Origin of the sequence: Terribacillus aidingensis (assembly GCF_900215625.1) — a bacterium.
GTDB lineage: Bacteria > Bacillota > Bacilli > Bacillales > Amphibacillaceae > Terribacillus > Terribacillus aidingensis.
The window spans coordinates 553657-577082 of record NZ_OBEK01000001.1 but is presented as its reverse complement, the minus strand read 5'-3'; the positions used below and the strand labels follow the sequence as shown (position 1 = coordinate 577082).

Here is a 23426-nt window from a genome sequence, read left to right as displayed (position 1 = left end):
TTTTCTCTTCAAGTTACAAGACTCGGTATAAATCTCATGTAAAGGAGAGCTCTCGCTGCTGCAGAAGCTCCCCTTTCTTTCAAATAAAAAAAGTGCAGAGAAAACGTATCGTTTTCTCTGCACTTTTTATTTTTCCTTATTCTTAATATCTCCAGAAAGCTTCAGCGCTTGCTTCAACTGACTGAATGAACCACCTTTGCCGTACATTAGTACACCGCCGCGATACACTTTAGCGGAAATCCAAGCAATCACTAGAATTGTCGCTACTAGAATGGCAATGCCGAGAGCTGCCTCCCATGCAGGCACACCTAGCACCCCAATTCGTAAGAACATAATCATCGGTGTGAAGAATGGAATATAAGAAGTTACAACAATTACCGGTGAATCAGGGGAACCTAGTCCGTACATGGAAAGAATAAACGCAGCAACTACTAAAAAGATAACTGGACTTACAAGCTGCTGCACATCCTCCATTCTGCTTACAACCGATCCGAGACCTGCACAAATTGTTGCATACAAGAAATAGCCAAGGATAAAGAAAATCAGCGCAAACCACAGCGTAATCGGTGATGCATTGGCAATGCCTGCAAACTCAATAAAACCGCCGTCCAGCTCACTTCCTCGGACTTGGACCATCGTATAGACAGCAGCTGCTATTAATGCTACTTGTGTAAGACCAACCAATCCAATCGCTAAAATTTTGGCGAACATTTGACTGACAGGAGATGAACTGGAAATCAATATCTCCATCACTCTGGAAGATTTCTCATTACTAATATCTGTAGCAATCATCATGCCATAGATGATAACACTCATGTAAAGCCCGAAAACCAGAATGTAAACAAGACCTTGTGATCCTGCCAGCTCTTCTTCCGTTTTTGCTTCCTCATCCAGCGCTTCCCTTTCGAAAGAGACTGGTGTATAAATTTCCTGAATCGTTGCTTCATCGATACCAGCCTGCGAAGCCGCCTGTGCCACCTTCACTTGCTGCAGCTGGGACTCGATATCATCACTCACTTCGTTGGTCAGCTGCATACTATAAAAAGCAGCTTCTGGCAGATTTTGCTCCGATTGACGCAGCACGAGCAAGCCTTCATAATCTTCCTCCTCAACTGCTTGCTTTGCCGCTTCTTCTGTTCCTTCAAACAATTCAGGCTGATAACCGTCGGCAGAAGCATGCAAAGCTTCGTAAAGCTGCTCGTTCTCTGTTTCATCTATAACGGCAACAACTGGATCTTCATCGTTACCTGAAAAACGCTCTATAATGTCTGGTAAATAAAAAAGTCCGCAGATTAATAATAGAAAGATTGCACTTGTAATAATAAAGCCTTTTGCTTTTACTCTGGATAGATAGGTATGGGAAAATACAATCCAAAACTTACGCATAGGACTCCCCCGCCTTTTCAATAAAGATATCATTCAATGTAGGTTCTTCTACTTCAAACTTGCTGACAAATCCTTTATCGGTCAGCTGTTTCCATACAGTCGGCGCATCTTCTGCTGATGCAATTTGCAGCCGGCAGCCTTGCTGTGTTTCCTGGTATTTGATTACGCCTGCAGTTTCTTTTAAAAAACGCAAATCATAGTCTGCTGCAATGGTTATATTTTTCTTACGGAAAGAACGCTTGATTTCTACCAAATCACCCTCTACAACCGGTTTTCCTTGTTTCATAATACAAAGAAAACGGCATAATTCCTCTACATGCTCCATTCGATGGGAGGAAAATATAATAGAAGTTCCAGCATTCTTTAAGTCAATGACTGCTTGTTTGAGCATTTCCACATTCACAGGGTCCAGGCCAGAGAATGGCTCATCCAGTATAAGCAGCCGCGGGTTATGTAATACAGCGGATATAAATTGGATCTTCTGCTGATTTCCTTTGGACAGCTCTTCTACTTTTTTGTTTTCATACTCGGTTATGTTAAACCGTTCCAGCCATGTTTTGAGTGCTTTGACACTATCTGCTTTTGCCATGCCTCTCAGCTTAGCTAAGTAAACGAGCTGCTCTTTTACACTCAGTTTGGGATACAATCCTCTCTCTTCGGGAAGATAGCCAATCTCATCACTGTCAGCATATGTAATCTTCTTGCCACGCCAAGTTATTTCCCCATCTGTACTTTCCAATAAGTTCAGAATCATTCGGAAGGTAGTTGTTTTACCAGCTCCGTTTGATCCTAGGAAACCAAACATCTCTCCTTCTGGTATCGACAGCGTCAGCTGATCAACTGCAGTAAAACTACCAAATCTTTTTGTTACTTCTTTTAGTTGAAGCACTAACTTCACCCTTTCCTGCTTCTATCAGTAGATATACGGATAAGCCCTGGAAATGTTTCACTTTCGCACTAAAAATGACCTATGTTTTTTCCAAAATAAATTGCCATGCATTCATTCCCCACAAATTTTATAAGGATATTGTCATAAAGTTATCCAATTGTGCTAAAATTCATGTAATTGGTATATCGTGCCACAAACTTGGATAAATCTAATCCCCCAGATTTATCCTCCATACGAAAGGAGTAAACGCCTAGTGAACAGTCCAATTTAAAATTTCCCAATTCAACAAAACAACATTCCATTCAATAATTGGGGGATGAAGATGATATTGAATAAAAATTTCTCTTTCTTACTATGGGGTCAATCCATTGCTAATATTGGTGATGTATTATATATGGTTAGCGTGATAAGTTCGATTTATATGTTAACAGGTTCTGCAGCTGCATCAGCATTTGTACCATTTACCATTACTACTACTATGTTTATATCCAGTCTGTTAACACCTCTTATGGTGGGAAAGGTGAATCTTAAATGGCTGCTGACCGGATCACAGATTGGAAAAACTATTTTGCTTTTTATACTAGGTTTTCTTTTAATGGTAACCACCGCATCTAATTACTACGTCATCTTCTTACTAATAGGGCTGATTGCATTTTTGGATGGTTGCGCCAATCCGATAAGACAGACATTGATTCCGCACTATGTAAAACCAGACCAGTTAATGCAGGCAAATGGAACTGCCGAAACTGTAACACAGGCTATACAGGCAGCCATGTGGTTTGCAGGAAGTTTGTTTCTAATTGTGGTGAGTGCTCAACAGCTGGTTTGGTTCGTCGGGGCTTTGTTCATCATTTCCAGTTTCTTGCTTTGTCAGTTAGAAAGCGTTAAACACACAACAACAGCGTCTAAAGGGAAATTTGAACAAATAAAAGCAGGCTGGGTAACCTTATCTTCTACTCCAGTATTAAAAAGAATTGCTTGGATTGATTTTTTAGAAACGATTGCCGGAACCGTTTGGATAGCCGCCATTCTATATGCATTTGTCAGTGATGCACTGCATGTTGATGAAAAGTGGTGGGGATTTATCAATGGCGCATTCTTTTTAGGGTTAATCGCAGGAAGTGTATATTGCATGAAGTACGCTGCAGTGATGGAAAGAAGATTAGGAAGCTTAATTTTTACCGGTTCCTTATTAAGTGCCATCGTTACCTTACTGTTTAGCCTAAACAGTTTTCCAATCGTTTCCTTGCTGTTATCGCTTTGTGTCGGACTGTTTGGGCAAATTAAAAACATTCCGCAGCAATCTGTTATCCAAACTAGCGTTCCAAAAGAGCAGCTGTCTACGGTCTATACATCGTTAGGAGCTATTGGGACAGGAATTTTTGGAGTTGGTTCACTAGTTATGGGGTTAATGGCAGACTTGCTTGGAATTCGGGTTGTCTTCGCGATTTCCGGGATACTGCTGGCTGCAGTTAGTATAGTTGTTTTCAGAAGTAAGCATTTATTTGTGAAAAGCAAGTAAAAAAGAGTGCAGAGGAATCTATGATTCTTCTGCACTCTCTATTTTGTCAGTACTTCCTCGACGCAATTAAATCAGCCACTTGCTGTTTGTCCCCTCGATAGAGCGCATCCACAATCCTACTTCCTACTACGACACCATCACAATACTGACTAAGCTCTTTCACGTGTTCGGGTGTAGAGACTCCAAATCCGGCAAGTACCGGTGCTTTACTGATTGCCTTCAATGCTTGCAAGTGCGTGCCAATTTGATCAACAAAGCTAGCTCGCTCTCCCGTCGTGCCTGCGACTGTTACCGCGTAAAGGAAGCCTTCTGAGCGTTCGGCAAGTGCACGGATTCTTTCTGGTGTGCTCGTCAAAGCGACCAAACGAATGAGCGCGATATCATGCTTCTTCAGTGACTTCACAACAAGCCCTTCTTCTTCAAGCGGCAAATCCGGCAAAATGAGGCCGGAAATTCCTGCTGTTTCACAGGCTGATGCAAAAGCTTCTACGCCATAAGCAAAGATTGGATTCAGATACGTCATGATCACCAGAGGTACTGAGCGGTTATCTTTCTCTTTTGCGACTTCATCCAAAACAGCTTGTACAGTCGTCCCGGCTTCCAAGGCTCGGATGCCTGCAGCTTGAATGGTCGGACCGTCTGCGACAGGATCTGAAAACGGTATTCCAAGTTCAATCGCTGTTGCTCCGCTTTCTGCAAGAAAACGGATGCGTCCGTTCAGATTTTCCAAACCGCCATCACCAGCCATGATATACGGCACAAACGCTTTTTCTCCGGCTTCCTCTACCGTTTGAAATACAGTATCCAGCTTTGCTTTACTCATGCAGCTCACCTCCTGTTTCATGCGCCTCTCTAATTGTGTTCACATCTTTATCGCCGCGCCCAGACAGGCATACAACCAAAACATCATCTTTGTTCATCTTCGGCGCCAGTTTTTTGCAGTAAGCGACGGCATGCGCACTTTCCAAAGCAGGGATAATTCCTTCTGTTCTGGAAAGCAGCCGAACAGCCTCCAACGCTTCTTCATCTGTGATAGCATCATACGTAACACGTCCGGCATCTTTTAAATAACTATGTTCTGGGCCGACACCTGGGTAATCTAAACCAGCCGAGATCGAATGTGGCTCTTGTACCTGGCCGTCTTCATTTTGCAGCAGATAAGATAACGATCCATGTAAAATACCAGCTTTTCCTTCTGTAAGCGAGGCTGCGTGCATCCCGGATAATAATCCTTTACCTCCGGCTTCTATACCGTACATTTTCACATCTCGGTCCTCTACAAACGGATAAAACATACCGATGGCATTGCTTCCGCCGCCAACACAGGCAATCACTGCTTCTGGCAGCTTGCCTTCTGCTTCGATAATTTGTTTTCGTGTCTCGTCTCCAATAATACGCTGGAAGTCTCGCACAAGTTGCGGAAACGGATGCGGACCAGCCGCAGTACCAAAGATATAATGCGTATCCTCAACGTTCGCAGTCCAGTAGCGCATCGCTTCATTTACTGCATCTTTCAATGTTCCGTTGCCTTGGTCGACGGATACAACTTGGGCGCCAAGCAGCTCCATGCGGTAAACATTCAAAGCTTGGCGTCTGACATCTTCTTTTCCCATGAAAATGATGCATTCTAGTCCAAGCAAAGCACTAACGGTTGCTGTCGCCACTCCATGCTGACCAGCTCCTGTTTCCGCTACAACCTTTTTCTTCCCCATTCGCTGCGTCAGCAAAGCTTGGCCGATTGTATTGTTGATCTTATGCGCACCTGTATGGTTTAAATCTTCTCGCTTTAGATAAATTCTCGGGCCACCCAGATGCTTGGTAAGACGTTCTGCATAATAAAGTGGTGTTTCCCGTCCGACATATTGTTTTAAATAATAGCGCATTTCTTCCTGAAAACCTTCGTCCTCTTTCGCTTCTTTAAACGCTTTTTCTAGTTCCAGAATAGCTGGCATCAATGTTTCTGGTACAAAACGGCCGCCAAAGTCTCCATAGTGCCCAGTTTCTGTCGGGTATGCTTCCATGTTTTTCACTGTCCTTTCCTTGCCGCTGCAATAAATTGCTTTATTTTAAGAGAATCTTTTTGTTTGTTTGTCTCCACACCGCTGCTTACATCAACTCCAGCAGGGCTTACTTCGCTGATTGCTTGCTGTACATTGTCAGCGTGCAGCCCGCCAGCCAGGAATAGCTTCTCCCTCGGCAGCGTCTTTGAACTTGCTAGCGACCAGTCAAATGGTGTGCCATTACCGCCGCGGTAAGCTTCAGCCGGACTATCCAGCAAATAGTAATCGCAAGCATAAGCAGTGAGCCGCTTTAGGTCAGACTCTGACGAAACAGAGAAAGCTTTCATAACTGGCTTATTCAATTCTTTTACATATGCAGGTGTTTCATCCCCGTGCAGCTGAATGTAATCTAATGCAGCAGTGTCTGCAATGTTTAAGAGACTGTCGATTGGCTCGTTCACGAACACACCAACTTTTTTGACATGCGACGGCAGCTTTTTGCCAATCTGGGCTGCTTGGTCAGCCGTTACTTGTCTGGTGCTCTCGGCGAAAACAAAACCAATCATGTCAGCACCTGCTTCTGCAGCTGCCAGGCCGGCGTCAACGGACTGGATACCGCATATCTTTACAATCATCACCGCTCTGCTCCTACAGACACTTGAAGTGACTGCAATGCAGTGGCGATATCAGAAGCGCGCATAAGTGTTTCACCAACTAAAATTCCTTTTGCTCCGACTCTCGCTACACGCTCTGCATTTGCTGGTACAGCCATGCCGCTCTCACTAATCACCAGTGTGTTTGTTGTATTTATTTTCTTTATCAGCCGTTCTGTTACACCAAGATCCACCTCAAAAGTCTTAAGATTCCGATTATTGATGCCGATAATATTCGCACCAAGCGCTTGGGCTTGCTCCAGTTCTTCTTCGTTATGCACTTCTACCAGTACATCCAATTCTTTAGATTTTGCATATTGATATAAATTTTGCAAGCGGTCATTCTCAAGTGCCGCGACGATTAGCAGAATCACATCAGCACCGTAATCAGCTGCCCTGTCAATTTGTATTTCGTCTAAGATAAAGTCTTTATTTAAAACAGGCAGATCTACCGCTTCCCTCACAGCCGCTAAGTCATCCATTGTACCTTTAAAGAATGGCGTATCCGTCAATACAGACACAGCTCCTGCTCCTGCAGTTTCATAGATTCTGGCTTGGTCTGCTGGCACAACATCTGGGTTAATTACCCCTTTTGATGGAGAAGCACGCTTGATTTCAGCGATAATTTGCAGCTGTTCTTTCTGCTGAAAACGTTCGTATAAAGAGATAGGTTTACGCTGTGCCGCTGTATGTCGGTACGTTTGCTTTAGTGTTGCAACTTCCGTTCGCTTTTCCTTTAGTATTCTTTCCAAAAATGTCATGACGTCACTTCCTTTTGCTTGTAATCAATCAAGTATTGCAGCTTCGCTTTGGCTGCTCCGCTATCAATACTTTCTTGTGCCATTTTAATGCCTTTGTGAATGGAGTTTGTCTTTCCATTTGCATAGATACCGAGACCGGCGTTCAGTACAACCGTATCGCGATGGACACCTGCTTCTCCGTTCAATACGCGCAGCAAAATTTGTGCATTGTCCGCTGCATCGCCGCCCTTAATTGCCTCCAGCGGATAAACTGATAATCCAACTTCTTCAGGATGAAGTGTGAAGGCTGTCTGTTTGCCTTCTTCCAGCAGCACTAGATGATTGTCGCCTGCTAAGGAAGCTTCATCCATGTGACCTGCACCGTTTACAACGATTGCTCGCTTTCGCCCCAGCTTATGCAGCGCTTCGGCCATCATACCAAGCATATCGCGGCGGTAAATTCCGAGCAGCTGTGAATCAAGCGGCACTGGATTTGTTAGTGGGCCGATTAGATTGAAAATCGTTGGGATCCGCAGTATTTTCCGGAGCTGCATCACCTGTTTTAATCCAGGATGAACATGCGGCGCGAACAGAAATGCAATTTTATTATCTTTTAGCAAGTGTGTTGTCTCTGCTGCTGGCAAGGATAATGGCACACCGAGCTTTTCGAGAACATCGGCACTGCCGGTTCTGCTGGAGACGCTGCGGTTGCCATGCTTAGCGATGGTTATGCCGGCTCCTGCGATGACAAAAGCTGCAGTGGTGCTGATATTAAAGCTTTGCGATCCGTCTCCCCCCGTACCGCAGTTATCCATCACATCGACTGCTTGAAACGGAATGGTTTGCGCTTTCTCCCGGATGGCGGCTACCATTCCTGCTACTTCATCAGCTGTTTCTCCGCGGGTTTGCAGCATCGATAGGAATGCTCCTGCGACGGCATCTGGCATATTGCCATTCAACAATTCTCTTGATGCGTGCAATGCTTCTGCATAATTCAAGGATGCTGTATTCGTAAGCTTAGCCAATAACGGTTCCATACCTTTTCCCTTCCTTCATAAGTTCAATGTAATATTTCACAATCTCCTTACCAGCTTCGGTTCCAATTGATTCCGGATGGAACTGCAGGCCATAGACTGGATATTGGCGATGCTGGACAGCCATAATTTCCTCGTCATCTTCTGCATATGCCGTCACTTCTAATTCTTCCGGAACAGTCTGCTTATTAATGACGAGCGAATGATAACGCATGATTGGCAAGTCCTTGATAATCAGGGCTATATCATGTTCGCCTTCATAGCGCAGCGTAGATGTTTTACCATGTTTGATTTGACCTGCTCGACTGACTTCAGCTCCAAAAGCTGTTCCGATTGCCTGGTGACCAAGACAAATACCGAGAATAGGCGTCTTGCCAGCAAAGTGCTGTATTGCCTTCACGCAAATGCCTGCGTCCTCCGGTCTACCTGGTCCTGGTGACACGATGATTGCTTCTGGCTGCATGCTTTCGATGTCCTGAATGGTTAATTCATCATTGCGGACTACTGTTACCTCTTCTCCAAGCTCCGCTGTGTACTGAAATAAGTTATACGTAAAAGAATCGTAATTATCGATTAACAGAATCATGTCAAACCTACCTCCGTTAGTGATTTCGCCTTATGAAGTGTCTCGTGGTACTCTGTCTCAGGATCCGAATCATATACAAGTCCAGCACCAGCCTGCACATAAGCTTTTTTGTCTTTGACAACCATGGTCCGGATTGCCAACGCCAGATCAAGATCGCCATTCATGTTGATGTAGCCGATCGCTCCTGCATAGAGACCTCGTTTTTTCTTCTCAAATTGATTGATTAGCTGCATTGCCCGTATCTTCGGCGCTCCAGATACGGTGCCTGCCGGCAGTGCTGCTATGAGCGCATCCAATCCAGTCATTCCTTCCGCCAAGTCTCCTTGCACCTCAGATACGATGTGCATCACATGCTGATATTTTTCCACCGTCATATACTTTGTCAGTTCAATCGTACCCACTTTACATACACGTCCCAGGTCATTCCGACTCAAGTCAACGAGCATCCGATGCTCCGCCAACTCTTTTTCGTCTGCTAATAGCTCTGTTGTTAATTGCTCATCTTGTTCCGTTGTTTTGCCCCGCGGCCGTGATCCGGCAATAGGATTTGCTGTTACTATGCCCTCACTTGCTTTAATCAAGCTCTCCGGTGAAGCTCCCAGTACCGTATAGTCTTCAAAATCAAGATAAAACATATACGGAGAAGGGTTGCTCGCTCGCAGCTTTCGGTAAAAACTAAATGCATCTCCATCAAAATCTGCTGTCAGCCGCTGCGAAAGCACGATTTGAAAGACATCCCCTGCTTTGATATAAGCTTTGGCATCCTCCACCATTTTCATAAAGGCTGCCTGATCGATTTCTGGATGGAAATGGACAGCAGGTAAGCTTGCATCTGGTATATCCTGATGCGTGGTAATCTCTTTCTCCATCTCCTCCAGACGCTCTTGCAAGGCTTCTGCTGACCTATTACCAGACCCATCAACCGCCAGCAGCGTAACTTGCTCATGCTTGTGGTCGTAAACGATGATGTCTTGATAAAACATGAAATGAACTTCCGGCATGCCGATTGGGTCTGCTGGCACCTCTCCAAGTGCTTCATATTGCCGAATCGTATCATAAGCCATGTAGCCGACCGCTCCGCCATAGAAAGGAAAATCAAGCGGCAGCTGCACGCCGCTTATATGCTGCTTCAAAACTTCCAGCGGCTTTTCCTCTAACCTTTCTTCCTGCCCTTTTTCGAAAACTATTGTTTGCTGCCCAGTTCCTGTCAATTCCTTATATGGATTAGCACCAATGATGGAGTAGCGTCCTTTCCCTGTATGATGTACCGAGCTTTCCAGCAAGAACTTTTTTTGCCCATGTAATCGTTTATATATGATGACTGGTGTCAGTGTATCTCCGTTCAGCTGCTTCTTTTCAAAATTTATCGTTTGCGTAACATTCATTCTTCTCGCTCCTTTGCTTTTGGTAATAAAAAAACCGTCCCCTATGCACATGATTTGGTCATGTGCATAGGGGACGGTTCTTCACCGCGGTGCCACCTCTATTGAAAGCTTTCACTTTCCGCTCATTCGGATACGCAGCGCTTGCTTAATATCCTATCCCGGTAACGGGGGAAACCGGATTCCCCTACTTGCATTCAAGGAATCTCTCTGAAGCCCATTCCATGCTGCTGATTTGACCGGAATCCCACCATCACCGGCTCTCTGTACAAATCCTGCAGCATGTACTCCTCTTCGTCAACGATTTTGTGTATAAAAAAAGGGCAATCTCTCCAATAAAGGACGAGATTACCCGTGGTACCACCTTTGTTAGCCAGCGAACTAGCTCACTTTACTCCTTTTATCGGGGGAGATGCCGCCACAGCCTACTATCTATTTCAGCCATGGTGCTCAGAAGTCCATTCACTCATGCATCACACCGGTTCCCACCAGCCACCGGCTCTCTAAAAGTGATCACATCAGCTACTACTCTTCGTCATCGCTACCGTATCTGTTTTGCTTGGATTCATTGTAGACCCCTTGTAAACACATGTCAAGAGGTTTCTTTTCAAGCATCCTGTAAATCTGGTTTGCCGTTGTCACCAAAGACTAGCTGTTTTCGAGGCAAGCGCTGTTTTGTTTCTTTTTCAATTTGCTTAATTTGATGATGGTCACGCGGTGTTACAAACGCGACCGTCAAGCCTGTACTTCCTGCTCTGCCGGTACGTCCAATGCGGTGAATATAGCTTTCTGTATCCTCCGGCAAGTCATAGTTAAATACATGCGTGACACCTTCCACATCTAATCCGCGAGCTGCTACATCTGTTGCAACGAGGAACTGGGTTTTGTACTCACGGAAATTTTTCATTGCTCTTTCCCGTTTTGCTTGTGAAAGATCGCCATGCAACTCGTCCGATTCGAGACCTAGTCCACGCAAATAGCCATGCAGCTCAGATGCACGTCTTTTTGTTCGGCAGAAGATAATTGCGGCAAATGGCCGATACATTTGCAATAGTGTTTTAAGTGTATTGCGCTTTTCTCTATCTGACATTTCCAGCACAATCTGTTTAATTTCCTGTAATGTGACATTGTTTGTTTCGATAGTGATTTCCTTCGGGCGCTGCATTTGCGTACCTGCCAGCTGACGGATTTCTTTTGGCATCGTCGCAGAGAACAATAACGTCTGTTTTGTCTTAGGCAAAGCATTCGCTACATCTTTTACATCATGCCAAAATCCCATATGAAGCATCTGATCTGCTTCATCCAAAACAAAGGTACGAACATGCGCCAAATCAACTGTGCCGCGTCGCATGTGATCCAGAAGCCGCCCCGGAGTTGCCACAACGATATCTATTCTTCCTTCCAATCGCTTCAGCTGCTTCACAATATCTTGTCCCCCGTAAACAGCGAGGATGCCTATTTCTTCTTCTGGATGAACCAGCTTGGCAAGTTCATCGTAAATTTGAATCGCCAATTCTCTCGTCGGGCTAAGAATAAGCGCTTGTATTCCTTTACTCTGTGCATCAAGCATTTCAAGTATTGGCAGCAAGAAAGCAAGCGTCTTGCCGGTACCTGTTTGTGCTTTCGCAATCACATCTTTTCCAGCCAAAATCTCCGGTATAGCTTGCTGCTGGACAGGAGTCGGTTCTGATATCCCTGATTTATGTAACAGTTCTAATCTGCTGTCTTGTAAGTTTAAATCGCTGAAATGATTCATTCTATTCCTTCTTTCATACATTTTCCAGTATTATTATGTGAAGTTATTCTAGATGTACCCGCAAAAAGTTTGTAAGATATCAGTATACACGTAATAAGGGGGAAATTATATGCATAAATGGCTGATCGGCATCTTCGTTCTGCTGATCATTAGTTTCAGCATCATCGGTTTGCAAGATGAAGGACAAATGAAGCAAACAAATGAGACGAGAAAATCGTCAGTAAATTTAAAATAATTAGCGTTTATCCTGCACCCCAGCGGGTAAAATATAATATATAAATAAAAAACAGGCAGAGCAAACCGCCATTTGCTCTACCTGCTGCATCTATTTGTATTAGTCTAGAACCTTTACAGTTACAGATTTACGTCCCCAGCTAAGCGCTGTGCCTTTGTCAGGTACGTGTACATCAATCTTGTTACCTTTAATCGCACCGCCAGTATCGCCAGCGACTGCTTCTCCATAGCCCTCAACCCATACGCGAGATCCTAGAGGAATAACACTTGGATCTACGGCAATGACTTTAGCATCTGGATTTGCATTCAAATCAATACCAGTAGCTGTTACACCAGAACAACCATTACATTGTCCAGTATATGCTGTTGCTGATACTGTCAATTCTTTTGTAGCTTCTTGGTTTGTGCTTGCAGCTGCTGTTTCTTCTTTGGCAGGAGCTGCTTCTTGTTTAGACTCCTGTTGTGCTGGCGCTTCTTGTTTAGGCTCTGTTTCTTGTTTTGGAGCTTCTTGCTTCGGTGCTGCTTCTTGTGCTGGAGCTTCCTGTTTCGGAGCTTCCGCTTTAGCCGCTTCTTGTTTCACTGGTGCTGCCGCTGCTGTTTCGCTGCCAGTCACTGCAAGTTGCTGACCTATTACAATCAAATCGGAATTCAGGCTGTTCCATGCTTTAATGTCGCCAACCGATACGTTGAACTTCCCTGCGATCTTAGATATAGTATCGCCTTTTACTACTGTATATGAATCTGTTGTGTTTGTTGTTTCTTTATCTATATTTAACTTTTGATTAGGAAGAATTAGGTCAGAATCAAGTTGGTTAAGCTCTTTAAGCTGATCAACACTTACTTCGTATTTGTGCGCGATATCCCAAAGGGTATCCCCTGTTTGAACGTTATATTCAGCAGCTGATGCTGTTGTACTGAATGCCCCCGCGACCACTAGTCCTGTAGCTAAAGATACGACTGTTTTTTTCATACGTCGTCTACCTCCTTAAATTTCTAACAAGACTTATGCTATCACATGGGCTTAACCCAGTGGGTTACAAGAAGTTTAAGGTTATATTACAGCATCTCTTCTCCGCAATATTGATGTTACATTGTAACCTTTTCGTAATAAACGGAAGCATAACCAAGCTTTATCAGGTATTTTTGTAATAAAAACCCGCGTTTTTGACCTAAAAAATGGAATATAAAAAAGTGCATTTTTTTATTGACTAGGCTTAATTTTGTTTTTATCGCATCATTTTCTGTCGTTTTTCCAGTGTTTTTAGGACAAATGTTACAAAAGACAACTCCTAAATACCTTTATTTCCCAAATTCAAACGAAAAACAGGAGCTAATACCCCTGCTTCTCACTTTTGAACTTGCCAATTATGGTTGCAAGTTGCTTCAATTACTTCTCGTTGGCTAATATAATCCGCGATCAATTCTGTCATGTCCGTTGTAATCTCACGGACCACCGGTTTACCTTTGAACATGACATAATCTCCCCCGCCAGCTGCCCGATAATTATTCATCACTACATGATATGACTCATCTGCCGAAACAGGCTTCCCTTTTATCGACAACTCTTGAACCCTGTCTCCGATCTCTCGGCTAATATCCAATGTGTAATCGATACCTTCCCACATATCGTAATTATAATGCTGCGGTTTTGGTTCCAGAAAGGACTGGCTGACCTCAAGCTCTGCATCTTCATTTAAGGAGAAATAAGTTGCTGATAGTTCGAGTGCCTGTTTCATATCAGCGCCTGTAATCTCTATAACCTTTAATGTGTTTGGATAAATATAGTTAGAAACAATATCCCGCATCGTAATGTTTTCCGGGAAACCCGGAGAAGCATTGTGGAACAAGGCGGTACTGGATATATCTACAGCAGCTGCATCCATTTGTACTTTGTTAATAAATTCAATGAAAGCTGTCTCCTTCAATCTCGTTTCAAAAGCATCATGGATGATCATATCGCCATCAATTTTTCCGATTGGCTGATCAAGCCATTCCTGTGTTTCCTTTTCATAGGAAGAAACTAGGGTCAAAAGCCGTTCATCCGGGTCAATGTCGTTTGTAATAGGATGTATTTTTGATTCTGTTGTGACGCTTTTCTTCTTATTATGCAGCTGCTCAACATCAATGGTAACTTCACCAAGAAATGCACCAGTAGAACCTGGCTGTATCACTGTGACTCCATTTACCTTTTCCGCTAGTGTTCGATGCTGATGTCCTGTTACCAAAACATCAATTCCTTCTATAGAATGGCACATCTCATAGCCCACGTTTTCCCCAGTAAGAGATTCAGTTGGACTGCCTGTCTCCAAATCACGTTCGAAACCACCGTGATAAGCAACGACAAGTACATCCGGCTGTTCTTCGTCTCGGACTTTCTTTACCCATCTTCTTGTCGATTCCAGCACATGCTCAAAGGCCAGACCTTCAATATGATTGGGATCTTCCCAGTTTGGAATGAAATGCGTGGTAACACCAACGATAGCTAGTTTTACTCCATCTACCATTTGAATTTTGTATGGCTTTCCAAAGACAGGTTCCTTCTTTGTCTCATCCAATATGTTACCGCAAAGATACGGAAAATCAGCTGATTGGATAGCCGCCTGCAAGTAAGATATGCCGTAATTGAACTCATGATTTCCGATTACGGCAGCATCATATTGCAATTCATTCATGCAGCGGATCATTGGATTATCTTTGGGTGCCCCGTATTTTGCATGATGATATGTCAGTGGTGTTCCTTGTATCATATCGCCATTATCAAGAAGCAGAACATGTTCTTTATTCTGCCGTATCTGTTTGATTAGATTAGCCACACGTGCCAATCCAAGCGGCGCCGGTTCTCTATCACGATAGGTAGTCGGAAAGATATTACCATGTACATCACTCGTTACAAGCAAGGTAATATTTGTCGTTTTTTCGCTCATTCAGGCCATTCCTCCTGCATCGTTTTCTGAATTAAAACAGTATTTGCTATTATCTATCATAACATGCTAAATCTATCTTTACATTCTTATTACAGTAAGTTAACATAAACTGGAACAAGACGTGATATAGTTGTTCATGCAGTGCAAATTAAACAAACTTTGGGGGTATATCATGTTTAAGAAAATTGCAGGTGTTGGCGCAACTCTATTTCTAGCAGCAGGCTTGCTTAGTGCATGCGGATCGGATGATTCTAGTGCAGAAGGCAGCGGAAGCGACAGTAAAAATAACGAAGACCTAAAAGAACTTCGCGTACAATTTGTTCCTTCTCAGAACGCAGAGACTTTGGAAGCAAAAGCAGAGCCGCTTGAAGGACTTCTTAAGGAAGAGCTTGGTATTCCAGTTGATGTAAGTGTATCTACTAACTACAATACAATCGTTGAAGCAATGGCTTCTGATCAAGTAGACGTTGGTTTCCTTCCGCCTACAGCATACGCTTTGGCGCATGATAAAGGTGCAGCTGATGTCATTTTACAGTCTCAGCGTTATGGCGTTAATCCGGAAGACGGTTCTCCAACTGATGAACTAGTAGACTTTTATCTAGCACAGTTTGTCGTGAAGAAGGATTCCGACATTGAATCTCTTGAAGATCTTAAAGGTAAGAGCATCGCTGTACAGGATGTAACTTCATCTGCAGGCTATGTGTGGCCGGCTGGTGCACTTGATGACGCTGGTTTGGACATCCAGTCTGACTTGACTCCTACTATTGTTAAAGGCCACGATGCCGGTATCGTCAGCGTATTGAATGGCGATACAGATGCAGCTGTTACTTTCCAGGATGCACGTAACGTTGTTAAAGGTGACTATCCGAGCGTATTCGAAGATACAAAAGTTATTGCAACTACAGAAAAGATTCCAAATGATACAATTGCTGTTACTCCGGATATGAGTGACGAGTGGAAAGAAAAAATCACCGATGCTTTCATCAACATCGGTAAAGATCCGGAAGGTTTGGAAATCATCCGTGAAGTTTACTCACACGAAGGTTATGTAGAGTCTGAAGACAGCAACTTTGATATCGTACGTGACTATCAAAAATTCGCAGAACAATAATCCAGTTTCTTTCATAGTTTATCAATCAATCCAGCCAGCCTGAGATTTTCCTTAGACTGGCTGGGCTTTTGTCTGTATGTATATTTTTTCCGAACAGTATTCTTTATTATCTTTAACTATTAAACTACATAAAAAGGTTGGTATAGAAAGTGATAGAATTTCGCAATGTTTCGAAAACATATCCTAATGGCGTCAAAGGTTTAAAGAACATCAACTTAACTATCGAAAAAGGCGAGTTTATTGTCATTGTCGGTCTTTCTGGAGCTGGTAAGTCCACTTTGCTGCGCTCGATTAATAGATTACACGAAATCTCTGAAGGGGAAATTATGATTGATAATGCCTCCATCACCGCAGCGAAAGGTAAAAATCTGCGCATGATCAGACGAGATATCGGCATGATTTTCCAAAGTTTCAACCTTGTAAAGCGGTCTTCTGTCCTGCGGAATGTACTTTCAGGGCGCGTTGCCTACCATTCCACCTTACGAACTATTTTCGGATTATTCCCTAAACAAGATGTAAATCTAGCTCTTAATGCGTTAGATCGAGTTAACATAGCGGATAAGGCTTATACGCGTTCTGACCAGCTATCGGGTGGACAGCAGCAGCGCGTTTCCATTGCCCGCGCGTTAGCGCAAGAAGCGAAAATTATTCTTGCCGATGAACCAGTAGCCTCTCTTGATCCACTGACTACTAAACAAGTAATGGATGACCTGAAAAAAATCAATCAGGAGCTTGGCATCACCACCGTAGTTAACCTCCACTTCATTGATATTGCACGTCAGTATGCAACACGTATTATTGGATTAAATGCTGGAGAAGTCGTGTTTGATGGTCCTGTCGAAGAAGCTACTGATGAGAAATTCAGAGAGATTTACGGACAGCAGCTGGAGGAAGAACAGAAGCGCGGGATTGGAGCTGGAGCGGAATGAGCCAGAGCCAGACTCCGAAAAAGACGGTTCCGAGACCCCCCTCTAAGCTGAAGCATTACCTAACGGCAGCAATTATCCTTATTCTGCTTGTACTCAGTTATCAGCGAACAGGCTCAAGTATTATGGATTTATTCAACAACCGTGATCAGATGGGCAGCCTTATTGTCGACATGTTCCCGCCAGATTGGGCTTATTTTAAGGATATTATCGAGCCAATGCTGGAAACAATTCGCATGGCTGTCATCGGCACGACGTTCGGTGCCATTATTTCCATTCCTGTTATTCTGCTATGTGCGAATAATGTTAACCGTATCCCGTGGATTTCGTATCCAGCTCGCTTTGTACTGAACTTAATTCGTACAATTCCGGAATTGCTACTGGCGGCAATCTTTGTAGCAATTTTCGGTTTAGGTATGATTCCAGGTATTTTCGCTTTAACCATTTTCTCTGTCGGTATTATTGCCAAACTAACTTATGAATCAGTCGAAGGGATTGATAAAGGTCCATTAGAAGCGATGACTGCAGTTGGTGCTAACAAGTTTCAATGGATTGCCTTTTCTATCATTCCACAGGCCGCTGCTTATTTTGTCTCCTATGTGCTTTATACATTTGAGGTGAATATTCGAGCTGCTGCTATACTAGGTCTTGTAGGAGCCGGCGGTATTGGGCTGTATTACGACAGCAACCTTGGCTTCTTTAATTATCCGCGAGTTAATACGTTAATTATCGCAACACTTGTGGTTGTGTTAATCATTGACTTTGTGAGTAATAAACTTCGGGAGAAATTACTATGAGCCAACTTTCCACACAAACTGTCGCTAAACCAACAGGTCGCGGTAAACGCATGTTCAATCGTGTGTTAATTTTAGTTATTCTAGCTGCAATTTATATTTGGGCTTTTGCGGGTGTCGAAACGTTCGAAATCAAAGAAACTGCCGGACAGATATCAAAAGCCATTTTAAACGGAATTATCCAGCCTGACTGGGATTTTGTTCCGGGTGCCGAGGGACTGATTTACGGCCTGATCGATACACTGGCCATCTCTATTCTTGGAACGTTTATTTCGGCTGTTCTTACCATCCCGTTTGGCTTCTGGGCTGCAACTCGCCGCGATAAATCAGGATTTTTCGTTACGGGTATTGGTCGGTTTGTTCTTAGTTTCATTCGCGTTTTCCCAGAAGTTGTCCTGGCAATTATCTTCATTAAAGCTGTTGGACCAGGTTCCTTTGCAGGAGTGCTAGCTTTAGGGCTTCATTCTATTGGAATGCTTGGCAAGTTATTTGCTGAGGAAGTAGAAGCAATCGACCATGGACCAAAAGAAGCATTGATTGCTACCGGAGCTAACCGTCTTCAAGTGCTTGTCTACTCTGTTTTGCCACAAGTACTGCCTGGCTTCATTTCTTATACGCTTTATCGTTTTGAACTGAACGTCAGGGGAGCATCCATTTTAGGTATCATTGGTGCTGGTGGTATCGGTGCACCGCTTATCTTTGCACTGCAATCTCGAAACTGGCCGCGAGTCGGGGTTATCTTACTCGGTATCATTCTGCTCGTATCCTTAATTGACTTAATCTCCGGATACTTCCGGAAGAAAATCGTCTAAATAAAAACAGCGATTCTGCTCTCTCGCAGAATCGCTGTTTTTATTTCAAGATCGTTATCCGGTCACTAGCAGGAATTCTCCGCTTCGCTTTCGGCTCTTTTCCAATATACCCAACTTGCAGAAGCGCAATATTTCGCTCCCCTGGCTGAATTTGCAATAGCTCTCTCGCTTCCAGGTTTTCAAGTAAAGCATTCGTCTTCCAAATCGTTCCGATACCCTTCTCCCAAGCAAGTAAACTAAAGTTTTGTATTACCATGCTGGCAGAAGCATAATCTTCTTCCCGGAATTTCATTTGCGGATGTTCTTCTACCACCACTGCAATCCAAAGCGGTACTTCTGTAATCTTGTTCTTCAATGCTTCCGCCTTCTTTTCCTTCTCTTCCGGCGTTGCAGCAGCCTTTGCTCCTGTTTTTCCATGAAGCTCGCCAAGCTGCTTCTTCGTTTCTCCATCGATCAGGATAAAGCGCCACGGCTGTGTCATCTTATGGTTTGGAACCCATACAGCAATATCTAGTAATGCTTGAATTTCCTCAAATGAAATATTTTTACTAGTATCATAATTTGTAATTGATCTTCTGTTTTTAATCAACTGCTCTAATTGCATTTGATGTCCTCCCCTTTTTTATACCGATCTTTTAATTGAAAATCATTATCATTATCATAGCCGACTATTCAGCACTATGTCAACGCAGGGACAACTTGGAAATAATCTTACTTTTTTATGAAGTTTCCTTGATAACGCTTGAATAGCTTTCTGATTTGTGACAATATAGTTAATAACGATTCTCATTCTCATACAAAAGAGAAGACGAAAGGGGTACACCGGTAATGGGACGTTTGCAAACGGAATTACTTGAAGTAGCCTATGGAGATAAATCAATCGTAAAAGATTTGACAATAGAAATACCAAAAGGAAAAATTACAGCTTTAGTCGGAGCAAACGGTTCTGGCAAGTCTACTATACTTAAAACAATGGCGCGTGTTATGAAGCCGAAAAATGGCATGGTCCTATTGGACGGAAAAAGCATTCATAAGCAATCAACGAAGGCTGTCGCGAAACAGCTTGCGATTTTGCCGCAAAATCCTGTAGCACCAGAAGGTTTGACAGTCTCAGAACTGGTCGCTTATGGCCGCTATCCGCACCAGAAAGGCTTTGGCACACTTACTCCTTATGATAAGGAAGTAATTGCATGGGCAATTGAAGTAACTGGTATGACAGATTTTGAACAGCGTGCGGTCGATCAGCTTTCGGGCGGACAGCGTCAGCGTGCTTGGATTGCAATGGCATTGGCTCAGGAAACAGAGACGCTCTTCCTTGATGAGCCAACAACTTTCCTAGATATGGCACATCAGCTGGAAGTGCTTATGCTGCTTCAAAAACTGAACCGTGAGGAAAGTCGCACCATCGTAATGGTCGTCCACGATTTGAATCATGCTACTCGTTATGCTGACCATATGATTGCTATTAGAAAAGGCCGCGTCATTTGTGAAGGCTCCCCTGCTGATACTGTAACAGCGGACAACTTACGTGAAGTGTTTAACATTGAAGCAGATGTTATTCTTGATCCTCGTACTGGCGTTCCGCTTTGCTTGCCATATAATATTCTTGGAAGTGCTTCTCTCTCAGAGGAACATATGATGGAGAAAACACTCGCATAAGAAAACGCTTTGCAGACAGACAATCTGCAAAGCGTTTTTTTATTGCAATTCTCTCGTTGCCCGAATAAAGGCAATTGTCCCAATCCGTTCCTGTTCTGTCAATTCTGTTTGATCAACAGATAACTGTACATTCCCTGCATTAGTTATTTCTATCGTAGTATTGAAAGAACGTCCAAGTAATTCATCACACGTTGTTTCAAACAAATCTGCCAGCATTAGCAACGCTTCGAAGGATGGACGCCGATACCCAGATTCGTAGCCCGCATACGTACTTTTAGCAATACCAAGACGATCAGCAGTATACTGCAGTGACCAATTCTTTTTCTTCCTCAATTCTGATAACCTATCCAGATTCATCTTACACGTCCTCCGCTCTTTTTACTTCCTATCATTATAGCATAAAATAAACCATGCTGTACGCGAAGTGAATAATACTGCATTGCTTATCGCTTACATTTTCTCTATAATAAGATGGAAGGTACGCAATATGCGAATAACTACTTAACACTAGATAGATAGAAGAGGTGCAGGGAATGAAAAAGCTATTAATGATAACTACCGGGGGCACCATTGCGTCAGTTGAGGGCGAACACGGTCTGGCACCAGCTGTTAATGCCAATGAATTGTTGAATTATGTTTCTGATATGAACAATGGCTATACAATGGAAACACTTTCACTCATGAATTTGGACAGCACCAATATGCAGCCTGAAGATTGGGTTACAATGGCGGAAGCAGTCCAGCATCATTATGATGCGTACGATGGATTTGTCATTACCCACGGGACCGATACAATGGCTTATACAGCTGCAGCACTGTCTTATATGCTGCAAAATGCCAGCAAGCCAATTGTCATTACCGGCTCACAAATTCCGATTACCTTTCAGAAGACAGATGCCAAACGAAATATTACGGATGCTATTCGTTTTGCTTGTGAGGAGATTGGCGGCGTATATGTTGTATTTGACGGTCGCGTCATACAAGGCACAAGAGCGATTAAATTGCGCACAAAGAGCTATGATGCATTTGAGAGCATCAATTATCCATACATTGCGTTCATCCATGAAGACAGAATCGAATATAACAAAAAAATTCAATCACAAATTGATTCGTTTACCGTTGATACTTCCCTCTGTACTGATGTACTCTTATTAAGGCTATATCCGGGGCTCAAGCCCGAAGTATTTGATGTATTAGCAAACATGTACAAAGGCGTCGTAATTGAGAGCTATGGCAGCGGCGGTATTCCATTTGAAAGACGTGACCTTCTGCAGAAAATTAATGAATTGGTGGAAAAAGGTGTTGTTGTCGTTATTACAACACAGTGCTTGGAAGAAGGCGAAGACATGACGATTTACGAAGTTGGGCGCCGCATCAACCAAGAACTGATCACCCGTTCCAGTAATATGAACACAGAAGCGATTGTTCCTAAGCTCATGTGGGCGCTAGGCAGGTCCGCTGAGCCAAAGGAAGTCAAACGTATGATGGAAACACCAATAGCTGATGATATTACCATATGGCCCTCTTAAATAAATGAAAAGGAAGGTTCAGGTCATGGCAGACTTACAAGAAAATTATCGGACAGAGAAAGACTTTCTAGGAGAGAAACAAATTCAAAAAAATGCTTATTACGGCATCCAGACGCTGCGTGCGTCAGAAAACTTCCCAATTACGGGGTATCGTATCCACGAAGAAATGATTAAGGCACTTGGTATAGTAAAAAAATCTGCTGCACTTGCGAACATGGATGTAAAACGATTGTATGAAGGATTAGGAAACGCTATCGTGCAAGCAGCAGATGAAGTAATCGATGGACAGTGGCATGACCAATTCATCGTCGATCCAATCCAAGGCGGTGCTGGTACATCCATTAATATGAATGCGAATGAAGTAATCACCAACCGCGCACTCGAAATTCTTGGACATGAAAAAGGCAATTACCAGCAGTTAAGCCCGAATACACATGTAAATATGTCTCAATCAACAAATGATGTATTTCCAACAGCAATCCACATCTCAACATTGAACATGCTGGAGAAATTGCTGGAAACAATGGAATATATGCACGGTGAGTTCAAGAAAAAAGCTGCAGCATTCGATTCTGTCATCAAAATGGGCCGTACGCATTTGCAGGATGCGGTGCCGATTCGGTTAGGACAAGAATTCGAAGCATACAGCCGTGTACTGGAAAGAGATATAAAGCGTATCAAACAATCCCGCCAGCACTTATATGAAGTGAATATGGGCGCTACTGCAGTAGGTACTGGATTAAATGCAAACCCGAAATACATCGAGCGTGTAACAGAGCACTTAGCTGAAATTAGCGGACTTCCACTCGTTTCGGCAGTTCATCTTGTTGATGCTACGCAAAACACAGACGCTTATACGGAAGTTTCCGCCACGCTGAAAGTATGTATGATGAATATGTCCAAGATTGCCAATGACCTGCGTTTAATGGCTTCCGGTCCAAGAGCAGGTTTGAATGAAATCAACTTGCCAGCAAGACAGCCGGGCTCCTCTATCATGCCAGGTAAAGTAAATCCAGTTATGGCCGAAATGATTAACCAGATCGCCTTCCAAGTCATCGGGAATGATAATACAATCTGCTTAGCTTCTGAAGCAGGACAGCTGGAATTGAATGTGATGGAGCCAGTGCTTGTCTTCAACTTGCTGCAGTCAATCAGCATCATGAATAATGGCTTCCGTTCGTTCACTGATAACTGTTTGATTGGTATTGAAGCAAATGAGGATTTGATGAAAGAATATGTGGATAAAAGTGTTGGCTTGCTAACTGCAGTAAACCCGCATTTAGGTTATGAAGTTGCAGCGCGCATTGCTCGCGAAGCAATTCTTACTGGAAAATCTATCCGTGAACTTTGCTTACAATACGACGTGTTATCCGAAGAAGAGTTAGATGTTATCTTAAATCCATACGAAATGACTAAACCAGGTATTGCGGGCGAGGAACTTTTTGATAGATAATAGACAAATGCGCGTGTATTTCGATTTAAAAAATCG

At 43.3% G+C, this 23426-nt stretch carries 23 protein-coding genes and 2 other annotated features; of the genes, 9 read left to right on the top strand and 14 right to left on the bottom strand.

What is annotated here, in order from left to right; all coding sequences use genetic code 11:
• Nucleotides 1-126 precede the first annotated feature (126 nt).
• Both CRO17_RS02780 and CRO17_RS02775 read right to left on the bottom strand, forming a co-directional pair.
• Complete coding sequence (locus CRO17_RS02780; protein ID WP_097039035.1) at nt 127-1386, bottom strand: ABC transporter permease; 1260 nt, start codon at nt 1384-1386, stop codon at nt 127-129.
• On the bottom strand, nt 1379-2275 hold the full coding sequence (locus CRO17_RS02775; RefSeq protein ID WP_097039033.1) for an ABC transporter ATP-binding protein: 897 nt from the start codon (nt 2273-2275) through the stop codon (nt 1379-1381). Before CRO17_RS02775 ends, CRO17_RS02780 begins: the two co-directional genes overlap by 8 nt.
• A gap of 322 nt (nt 2276-2597) precedes the next feature.
• Between CRO17_RS02775 and CRO17_RS02770 the strand changes: the two genes are divergently transcribed.
• Nucleotides 2598-3797 (top strand): MFS transporter, encoded by a 1200-nt coding sequence (locus CRO17_RS02770; protein ID WP_097039032.1) that lies wholly within the window; start codon nt 2598-2600, stop codon nt 3795-3797.
• A gap of 46 nt (nt 3798-3843) precedes the next feature.
• On the opposite strand, the gene trpA is transcribed toward CRO17_RS02770, so the two are convergent.
• The 8 genes from trpA to CRO17_RS02735 form a co-directional block, all read right to left on the bottom strand.
• Complete coding sequence (gene trpA / locus CRO17_RS02765) at nt 3844-4620, bottom strand: tryptophan synthase subunit alpha (protein WP_097039030.1); 777 nt, start codon at nt 4618-4620, stop codon at nt 3844-3846.
• Entirely contained in the window at nt 4613-5818 is a 1206-nt protein-coding gene (trpB, locus tag CRO17_RS02760; protein ID WP_097040052.1) for a tryptophan synthase subunit beta, read from the bottom strand. Before trpB ends, trpA begins: the two co-directional genes overlap by 8 nt.
• A gap of 5 nt (nt 5819-5823) precedes the next feature.
• Entirely contained in the window at nt 5824-6432 is a 609-nt protein-coding gene (locus CRO17_RS17680) for a phosphoribosylanthranilate isomerase (protein WP_245864564.1), read from the bottom strand.
• Nucleotides 6432-7211, bottom strand: a complete 780-nt coding sequence (trpC, locus tag CRO17_RS17675; RefSeq protein ID WP_245864562.1) for an indole-3-glycerol phosphate synthase TrpC — start codon at nt 7209-7211, stop codon at nt 6432-6434. Before trpC ends, CRO17_RS17680 begins: the two co-directional genes overlap by 1 nt.
• A complete protein-coding gene (gene trpD, locus CRO17_RS02750; RefSeq protein WP_097039028.1) occupies nt 7208-8227 on the bottom strand; it encodes an anthranilate phosphoribosyltransferase in 1020 nt (339 codons plus the stop codon). The genes trpC and trpD overlap by 4 nt, the downstream gene beginning before the upstream one ends.
• Nucleotides 8208-8810 carry an aminodeoxychorismate/anthranilate synthase component II gene (locus tag CRO17_RS02745; RefSeq protein WP_097039026.1) on the bottom strand — a complete coding sequence of 201 codons (603 nt, stop codon included), beginning with the start codon at nt 8808-8810 and terminating at the stop codon, nt 8208-8210. The genes trpD and CRO17_RS02745 overlap by 20 nt, the downstream gene beginning before the upstream one ends.
• The gene (gene trpE, locus CRO17_RS02740; protein ID WP_245864561.1) at nt 8807-10195 is read right to left on the bottom strand and encodes an anthranilate synthase component I; all 1389 of its coding nucleotides are present in this window, start codon (nt 10193-10195) and stop codon (nt 8807-8809) included. The genes CRO17_RS02745 and trpE overlap by 4 nt, the downstream gene beginning before the upstream one ends.
• Nucleotides 10196-10261: 66 nt before the next feature.
• Nucleotides 10262-10502, bottom strand: a binding site (T-box leader).
• 25 nt (nt 10503-10527) lie between these two features.
• Nucleotides 10528-10740: a binding site (T-box leader), on the bottom strand.
• Between the two features lie 59 nt (nt 10741-10799).
• Complete coding sequence (locus CRO17_RS02735; protein WP_097039024.1) at nt 10800-11948, bottom strand: DEAD/DEAH box helicase; 1149 nt, start codon at nt 11946-11948, stop codon at nt 10800-10802.
• Between the two features lie 109 nt (nt 11949-12057).
• On the opposite strand from CRO17_RS02735, the gene CRO17_RS17840 reads away from it, so the two are divergent.
• Nucleotides 12058-12183: a hypothetical protein gene (locus tag CRO17_RS17840; protein WP_281253792.1), complete on the top strand. Its 126-nt coding sequence runs from the start codon at nt 12058-12060 to the stop codon at nt 12181-12183.
• A gap of 99 nt (nt 12184-12282) precedes the next feature.
• Here CRO17_RS17840 and CRO17_RS02730 read toward each other — a convergent pair whose 3' ends face one another.
• Nucleotides 12283-13152 (bottom strand): 3D domain-containing protein, encoded by an 870-nt coding sequence (locus CRO17_RS02730; protein ID WP_097039021.1) that lies wholly within the window; start codon nt 13150-13152, stop codon nt 12283-12285.
• A 376-nt stretch (nt 13153-13528) separates the two neighbouring features.
• Complete coding sequence (locus CRO17_RS02725) at nt 13529-15106, bottom strand: bifunctional metallophosphatase/5'-nucleotidase (protein WP_097039019.1); 1578 nt, start codon at nt 15104-15106, stop codon at nt 13529-13531.
• Nucleotides 15107-15278: 172 nt separating this feature from the next.
• Here CRO17_RS02725 and CRO17_RS02720 point away from each other — a divergent pair, with 172 nt between their 5' ends.
• From CRO17_RS02720 to phnE (CRO17_RS02705), 4 genes are all read left to right on the top strand, one after another.
• Entirely contained in the window at nt 15279-16217 is a 939-nt protein-coding gene (locus tag CRO17_RS02720) for a phosphate/phosphite/phosphonate ABC transporter substrate-binding protein (protein WP_097039017.1), read from the top strand.
• A gap of 149 nt (nt 16218-16366) precedes the next feature.
• On the top strand, nt 16367-17146 hold the full coding sequence (gene phnC, locus CRO17_RS02715) for a phosphonate ABC transporter ATP-binding protein (protein ID WP_097039015.1): 780 nt from the start codon (nt 16367-16369) through the stop codon (nt 17144-17146).
• Nucleotides 17143-17940: a phosphonate ABC transporter, permease protein PhnE gene (gene phnE, locus CRO17_RS02710; protein ID WP_097039013.1), complete on the top strand. Its 798-nt coding sequence runs from the start codon at nt 17143-17145 to the stop codon at nt 17938-17940. The genes phnC and phnE (CRO17_RS02710) overlap by 4 nt, the downstream gene beginning before the upstream one ends.
• Nucleotides 17937-18749, top strand: coding sequence for a phosphonate ABC transporter, permease protein PhnE (gene phnE / locus CRO17_RS02705; protein ID WP_097039011.1), 813 nt, complete (start codon nt 17937-17939; stop codon nt 18747-18749). The genes phnE (CRO17_RS02710) and phnE (CRO17_RS02705) overlap by 4 nt, the downstream gene beginning before the upstream one ends.
• Nucleotides 18750-18789: 40 nt before the next feature.
• Here the strand turns inward: phnE (CRO17_RS02705) and CRO17_RS02700 are convergent, their stop codons facing one another.
• Nucleotides 18790-19353, bottom strand: a complete 564-nt coding sequence (locus CRO17_RS02700; RefSeq protein WP_097039009.1) for a nitroreductase family protein — start codon at nt 19351-19353, stop codon at nt 18790-18792.
• A 224-nt stretch (nt 19354-19577) separates the two neighbouring features.
• Here CRO17_RS02700 and CRO17_RS02695 point away from each other — a divergent pair, with 224 nt between their 5' ends.
• Nucleotides 19578-20408, top strand: a complete 831-nt coding sequence (locus CRO17_RS02695) for an ABC transporter ATP-binding protein (RefSeq protein WP_097039007.1) — start codon at nt 19578-19580, stop codon at nt 20406-20408.
• Nucleotides 20409-20447: 39 nt separating this feature from the next.
• On the opposite strand, the gene CRO17_RS02690 is transcribed toward CRO17_RS02695, so the two are convergent.
• The gene (locus CRO17_RS02690; RefSeq protein ID WP_097039006.1) at nt 20448-20765 is read right to left on the bottom strand and encodes a helix-turn-helix domain-containing protein; all 318 of its coding nucleotides are present in this window, start codon (nt 20763-20765) and stop codon (nt 20448-20450) included.
• Between the two features lie 176 nt (nt 20766-20941).
• On the opposite strand from CRO17_RS02690, the gene CRO17_RS02685 reads away from it, so the two are divergent.
• Both CRO17_RS02685 and aspA read left to right on the top strand, forming a co-directional pair.
• On the top strand, nt 20942-21937 hold the full coding sequence (locus CRO17_RS02685) for an asparaginase (RefSeq protein ID WP_097039003.1): 996 nt from the start codon (nt 20942-20944) through the stop codon (nt 21935-21937).
• A 25-nt stretch (nt 21938-21962) separates the two neighbouring features.
• Nucleotides 21963-23390: an aspartate ammonia-lyase gene (gene aspA, locus CRO17_RS02680; RefSeq protein WP_097039001.1), complete on the top strand. Its 1428-nt coding sequence runs from the start codon at nt 21963-21965 to the stop codon at nt 23388-23390.
• Nucleotides 23391-23426: the final 36 nt, after the last annotated feature.

Excerpts from the sequence above, each read along its gene's own strand:
- aspA (WP_097039001.1), top strand. The coding sequence starts at position 21,963 with ATGGCAGACTTACAAGAAAATTATCGGACAGAGAAAGACTTTCTAGGA.
- CRO17_RS02725 (WP_097039019.1), bottom strand. The coding sequence starts at position 15,106 with ATGAGCGAAAAAACGACAAATATTACCTTGCTTGTAACGAGTGATGTA.
- phnE (WP_097039013.1), top strand. The coding sequence starts at position 17,143 with ATGAGCCAGAGCCAGACTCCGAAAAAGACGGTTCCGAGACCCCCCTCT.
- phnE (WP_097039011.1), top strand. The coding sequence starts at position 17,937 with ATGAGCCAACTTTCCACACAAACTGTCGCTAAACCAACAGGTCGCGGT.
- CRO17_RS02770 (WP_097039032.1), top strand. The coding sequence starts at position 2,598 with ATGATATTGAATAAAAATTTCTCTTTCTTACTATGGGGTCAATCCATT.
- CRO17_RS02720 (WP_097039017.1), top strand. The coding sequence starts at position 15,279 with ATGTTTAAGAAAATTGCAGGTGTTGGCGCAACTCTATTTCTAGCAGCA.
- CRO17_RS02745 (WP_097039026.1), bottom strand. The coding sequence starts at position 8,810 with ATGATTCTGTTAATCGATAATTACGATTCTTTTACGTATAACTTATTT.
- CRO17_RS02685 (WP_097039003.1), top strand. The coding sequence starts at position 20,942 with ATGAAAAAGCTATTAATGATAACTACCGGGGGCACCATTGCGTCAGTT.
- trpB (WP_097040052.1), bottom strand. The coding sequence starts at position 5,818 with ATGGAAGCATACCCGACAGAAACTGGGCACTATGGAGACTTTGGCGGC.
- trpD (WP_097039028.1), bottom strand. The coding sequence starts at position 8,227 with ATGGAACCGTTATTGGCTAAGCTTACGAATACAGCATCCTTGAATTAT.
- CRO17_RS02730 (WP_097039021.1), bottom strand. The coding sequence starts at position 13,152 with ATGAAAAAAACAGTCGTATCTTTAGCTACAGGACTAGTGGTCGCGGGG.
- CRO17_RS02735 (WP_097039024.1), bottom strand. The coding sequence starts at position 11,948 with ATGAATCATTTCAGCGATTTAAACTTACAAGACAGCAGATTAGAACTG.
- CRO17_RS17840 (WP_281253792.1), top strand. The coding sequence starts at position 12,058 with ATGCATAAATGGCTGATCGGCATCTTCGTTCTGCTGATCATTAGTTTC.
- CRO17_RS02695 (WP_097039007.1), top strand. The coding sequence starts at position 19,578 with ATGGGACGTTTGCAAACGGAATTACTTGAAGTAGCCTATGGAGATAAA.
- CRO17_RS02700 (WP_097039009.1), bottom strand. The coding sequence starts at position 19,353 with ATGCAATTAGAGCAGTTGATTAAAAACAGAAGATCAATTACAAATTAT.
- trpC (WP_245864562.1), bottom strand. The coding sequence starts at position 7,211 with ATGACATTTTTGGAAAGAATACTAAAGGAAAAGCGAACGGAAGTTGCA.
- trpE (WP_245864561.1), bottom strand. The coding sequence starts at position 10,195 with ATGAATGTTACGCAAACGATAAATTTTGAAAAGAAGCAGCTGAACGGA.
- CRO17_RS02690 (WP_097039006.1), bottom strand. The coding sequence starts at position 20,765 with ATGAATCTGGATAGGTTATCAGAATTGAGGAAGAAAAAGAATTGGTCA.
- CRO17_RS02780 (WP_097039035.1), bottom strand. The coding sequence starts at position 1,386 with ATGCGTAAGTTTTGGATTGTATTTTCCCATACCTATCTATCCAGAGTA.
- trpA (WP_097039030.1), bottom strand. The coding sequence starts at position 4,620 with ATGAGTAAAGCAAAGCTGGATACTGTATTTCAAACGGTAGAGGAAGCC.
- CRO17_RS17680 (WP_245864564.1), bottom strand. The coding sequence starts at position 6,432 with ATGATTGTAAAGATATGCGGTATCCAGTCCGTTGACGCCGGCCTGGCA.